Source organism: Acidovorax sp. KPB24-07, assembly GCF_057543315.1.
In genome coordinates, this window is the sequence record NZ_BAAJYS010000280.1 from 1 (window position 1) to 4,430 (window position 4,430).

At 69.2% G+C, this 4,430-nt stretch carries 5 protein-coding genes; 1 reads left to right on the forward strand and 4 read right to left on the reverse strand.

Features of this window, described 5'->3' with window-relative positions:
* Both AC27IQ_RS19240 and AC27IQ_RS19245 read right to left on the reverse strand, forming a co-directional pair.
* A partial coding sequence (locus AC27IQ_RS19240) for an MFS transporter (protein ID WP_487090438.1) occupies nucleotides 1-466 on the reverse strand: 466 nt, incomplete at its 3' end.
* 10 nt (nucleotides 467-476) lie between these two features.
* Nucleotides 477-1,370: an alpha/beta hydrolase gene (locus AC27IQ_RS19245; protein ID WP_487090439.1), complete on the reverse strand. Its 894-nt coding sequence runs from the start codon at nucleotides 1,368-1,370 to the stop codon at nucleotides 477-479.
* Between the two features lie 445 nt (nucleotides 1,371-1,815).
* Here AC27IQ_RS19245 and AC27IQ_RS19250 point away from each other — a divergent pair, with 445 nt between their 5' ends.
* Nucleotides 1,816-2,982, forward strand: a complete 1,167-nt coding sequence (locus tag AC27IQ_RS19250; RefSeq protein ID WP_487090440.1) for a glycerophosphodiester phosphodiesterase — start codon at nucleotides 1,816-1,818, stop codon at nucleotides 2,980-2,982.
* A 74-nt stretch (nucleotides 2,983-3,056) separates the two neighbouring features.
* Here AC27IQ_RS19250 and AC27IQ_RS19255 read toward each other — a convergent pair whose 3' ends face one another.
* Nucleotides 3,057-3,719: a hypothetical protein gene (locus tag AC27IQ_RS19255; RefSeq protein ID WP_487090441.1), complete on the reverse strand. Its 663-nt coding sequence runs from the start codon at nucleotides 3,717-3,719 to the stop codon at nucleotides 3,057-3,059.
* Nucleotides 3,720-3,753: 34 nt separating this feature from the next.
* The coding region (locus AC27IQ_RS19260; protein WP_487090442.1) for a DNA mismatch repair MutL family protein at nucleotides 3,754-4,430 on the reverse strand (677 nt) is incomplete at its 5' end.

Consider the following 4,430-nt stretch of genomic DNA (forward strand, 5'->3'; position numbering starts at 1 on the left):
CCAGCCCGGTCAGGGCCCGCGACATCGCCCGCGCGCCCAGCGCCGGCGTGTAGAGGTCGCGCACGATGGCGCGGGCGCACATCACCACCGCGCCCATGGCCGCGCCCTGCGCCACGCGCCAGCCGATCAGCCATTGCATCGACGGGGCGAGCACGCTCAGGATGGATGCCAGGGTGTAGATGGAAAGACCCGCCAGCAGCACCGGCCGGCGGCCGAAGCGGTCCGACAGCGGCCCCCAGGCGAGTTGCGAGCATCCGAAGGCCAGCAGCAGCGCGCTGAGCGTGAGCTGGGCGGACGCCACGGGTGCGTCCAGGCTGCGCGTGAGCGAGGGCAGCGCAGGCAGGTAGAGATCGGTGGTGACGGGCTGCAGGCTCAGCAGCAGCGCGAGCACGGTGATGGCCAGACCCGGCGCGACGGCCACGGCCGGCGGCTCCTGGCCCGCCGCAGCGAAAGGGGGGACGGACATGCGGGCGAGCCTACCAGATGGGCGCCACCCGACCGGGAGCGCAGATGGCCGTCGCCGCGCACGCCGGCCGGATCAGTACACCTGGAACAGGTCCGCCAGCGCGGCACGGTACTGCGGCTCGCCCACCGTGTTCGTGCTGTGGTGCGTGCCGCCTTCCACCAGCACGAAGCGCTTGGGCTCCTGGGCGGCGTCGTACAGCTTGCGGCCGAGCGTGGGCGGGATCAGGCTGTCGTCGCTGCCGTGCACCACCAGCAGCGGCGAGCCGATGTGCGCGACCTTGCGCGCCGACTCGAAGCGCTGCGTGATGAGGCCCGACACCGGCAGCCAACCCCATTTGAACGTGGCAGACCTCGGGGATGTTGGTGAAGGTGCCTTCCACGATGGTGCCCTTCTCGTCGTTCACCATCGCCGCCAGGTCGATGGCGATGGCGCCGCCGAGCGAGTGGCCGAAGATGTAGCGCGGCTGGTCGGGCGCGCGCTGCGCGAGCCAGTCCCACGCGGCGCGGGCGTCCTCCAGGGCCGTGGTCTCCGACGGCAGGGCCGCGCTGCTGCGCCCGAAGCCGCGGTAGTCGACCGCCAGCACCGAAAACCCCATGCTCTGCATGCGCCGCATGCGGCCCGCCGATCCCGACACGTTCCAGCGTGCGCCGTGCAGGTACAGCAGCACGGGCGCATCGGCTTTGGCGGCCGGCAGCCACAGGCCGTGCAGCTTCTCGGACTTGCCGGTGGCTTTCGAGTCGAATGCGATCCAGACATCTTCCATGTCGTCGGTGGACTGGGCACCGCCCCACGCGCGGTCGCTGGGCTGGAAGATCCACTCGCGCTGCTTGGCGTCGAGGGTGGCGCAACCTGCCGTGACGGCCATGGCGAGGGCGATGGATGAAAGGAGGGGCCAGCGTTTCATGGGTAGGACTGAGTGCCGCGGTGTCGGGAAAGTTCTATGGCAGTGTTTCAGCGGGTATGCCGTTGTCTTGGTTGCCTTGGTTGCTCACTTTTCAATAGCAAATCGGGAAATCCCCGGCTTTTCCGGCTTTTGCAAGAAACGCGCCCGTCGATGCGCTTTGTTACATCCGGATTGTGCTGGAGAGATGGCTTGATTTCGGCACCGCTGCCCAGGGCCGGAGCCCGGAAAAGCGCCGATTGACGCTGCAGCGCAGCATCGATAGGCCGTGACGGCCGGACGGGGTGGCCCGTAGGATGCGGATTCCGGGGGCAAAGGAGGGCAACAACGCACAACAACGGTGCGTTCGGCACCGAGATACCGCTGCCGCGACAAAGTTCCCCGAGTCACCGTCCTGTCATGTGGCGCCTCCACAGTGGCGCACTTCAACGATCAACGAGGTAGAGCAATGCACCTGTCTGGTTTCAAAGGGGCCGCGCTGGCCCTGGCCGCCGCTGCCGCCCTGGCCGCCTGTGGCGGCAACGACGATGATTTCCCCACGCTGAACGGCGCCAAGCCGCTGGTGATCGGCCACCGCGGTGCCGCCGGCTACCTGCCGGACCACACGCTGGAAGGCTACAGGAAGGGCATCGAGCTGGGCGCGGACTTCATCGAACCGGACCTCGTGGCCACCAAGGACGGTGTGCTGATCGCGCGGCACGAACCCAACATCACCGGCACCACCGACGTGTCGCAGCGCCCGGAATTCGCCAGCCGCAAGACCAGGAAGATGGTCGATGGCGTTCAGGAAGAAGGCTGGTTCGCCTCCGACTTCACCCTGGCGGAGATCAAGACCCTGCGCGCCATCCAGCCCCTGGCCGAGCGCGACCAGTCGTTCAACGGCAAGTACCAGATCCCGACGCTGGCCGAAGTGCTGGACCTCGCCCGGTCCGAAGGCACGCGCGTGGGCCGCACCGTGGGCGTGTACATCGAAACCAAGCACCCCACCTACCACGCCAACCTGAACCTCAAGCTCGAGGACCGGCTGCTCACCACGCTCTCGCAGTACGGCTACACCACCGCGGCGTCGCCCGTCATCCTGCAGTCGTTCGAAGTGTCCAACCTCAAGTACCTGCGCACCAAGACCCAGGTGCGCCTGGTGCAACTGGTGGATGCCAACGACATCAAGGCCGACGGCAGCATGGACCTGACCGCGCCCTACGACAAGCCCTATGACTTTGCCGTGGCCGGCGACCAGCGCACGTTTGCCAGCCTGCTGACCCCTGCGGGCTTGAAGGAGGTCAAGACCTATGCGGACGGCATCGGCCCCTGGAAGCCGTACCTGATCCCCTCGAAGCTGGTGGATGACAACAAGGACGGCCAGCCCGATGACCTGAACGGCGACGGCAAGATCGACGAGCGCGACCGCGTGATGATGCCCGCGACCTCTGTCGTGTCCGACGCGCACGCGGCCGGCCTCTTCGTGCACCCGTACACCTTCCGCAGCGAGGCGCGCCGCCTGGCTTCCGACTTCAAGGGCGACCCGAAGGCCGAATACCGCATGTTCTACCGCCTGGGCGTGGACGGCGTGTTCGCGGATTTCCCCGACCACGCCAAGGCGGCGCGGGACGACTGATCCCTCGGTCGACGGCCTGCCGGCGGCAGGCCACCGTTTCGGGGCGCGTCAGAAGCTGTGTTTGACGCCGATGCTCAGCAGGGTCCGGCCCTGCCGCGCCCGACGACCCCGTCCAGTTGCCAGCCCGGTGTCCATTCCCACAGCGCGCCGGTCTGGAATGTGGGCGGGCTGCCACGCTGGCCGAACGCCTCGATGTGCGCCGTGACCGCGCCCCAGGTGGATTCGACCGCGGCGCCCCAGGTGGGCAGCCAGCGGTGGTCGGGCGTGTGCAGCGTGCCGGCATTGGCGTGCACGGCCCCCCAACTGGCGATGCAGGTGCCCAGCAGGTTGAGGGCCCGCGTGCTGCGCGGCTCCCGGTGGGTGTGCCACAGGCCCATGCTGCTGGCCGCATGGCAGCCTTGCTCGGGCGGCGGCGTCCACTGCCATTTGGCCACCACGCTTTGCACCGTGGCGCGGCCGTCCAGATCGCGCGCCAGCAGGGCGCCCAGTTCCAGGCCCGGCAGCGCCGCCGGGGCATAGGCCGGCGCCACGTAGAAGGCGCCGCGGTCGCGGTGCACGCCCTCCCACCACACTTCCACGTGCCCTTCGCCGGGGGCATTCACGCCGGCGTCGTCCACCGTGAGGGGCCGCCCCGCGTGGGCCGGCAGCGTGACGGCGGCGATGGCCGCCAGGGCCGCCACGCCATAGCCCTGGCAGGCGGAGCGAAGGTGATGGGGGGGGTGGCGGCGCAGTGGCATGGGTGGGATCCGTATGGCCTGCGGCGCCCGGGGATCAGCGTCCGCGCAGGAAGAGGGCGTCCAGCTCGCGCATGGACAGTTGCCGCCAGGTGGGGCGGCCGTGATTGCACTGGTCGGATCGGTCGGTGACTTCCATCTGGCGCAGCAGGGCGTTCATTTCATCGAGGGTGAGCCGGCGGTTGGCGCGCACCGCGCCGTGGCAGGCCATCGTACCCAGAATTTCATTGCGGGCGCGCTGCACCACGGTGCTGGCGTCGTGTGCTGACAACTCCGCGAGCACGCTGCGTGCCAGTTCCACCGCATTGCCCTGGGCCAGCGAGGTGGGCACGGCGCGCACGGCCAGCGTTTTCGGGGAGAAGGGGGCGATCTCCAGTCCCAGCATCGACAGTGTGTCGGCCTGGGCTTCAGCCGTGGCCACTTCCTGCGGCGTGGCGGCGAAGGTCGCGGGAATCAGCAGCGGCTGGCTGGCGATGCGTTCGGTGCCGTCCACCTGCGCCTTGAGCCGCTCGTACACGATGCGTTCGTGCGCGGCGTGCATGTCCACGATCACCAGGCCGTGGGCGTTTTCCGCCAGGATGTAGACGCCCTGGATCTGCGCCACGGCCCGGCCCAGGGGCCAGGCCGGCGCGTTGTCGTCCGGCGCGGGCGGCGCAGGCGTCACGTCGGCCGCTGAAGGGGGAATGGTCTGCAGAGAGGGGGGGCGGAGTCCAG

Excerpts from the sequence above, each read along its gene's own strand:
- AC27IQ_RS19255 (WP_487090441.1), bottom strand. The coding sequence starts at position 3,719 with ATGCCACTGCGCCGCCACCCCCCCCATCACCTTCGCTCCGCCTGCCAG.
- AC27IQ_RS19250 (WP_487090440.1), top strand. The coding sequence starts at position 1,816 with ATGCACCTGTCTGGTTTCAAAGGGGCCGCGCTGGCCCTGGCCGCCGCT.
- AC27IQ_RS19245 (WP_487090439.1), bottom strand. The coding sequence starts at position 1,370 with ATGAAACGCTGGCCCCTCCTTTCATCCATCGCCCTCGCCATGGCCGTC.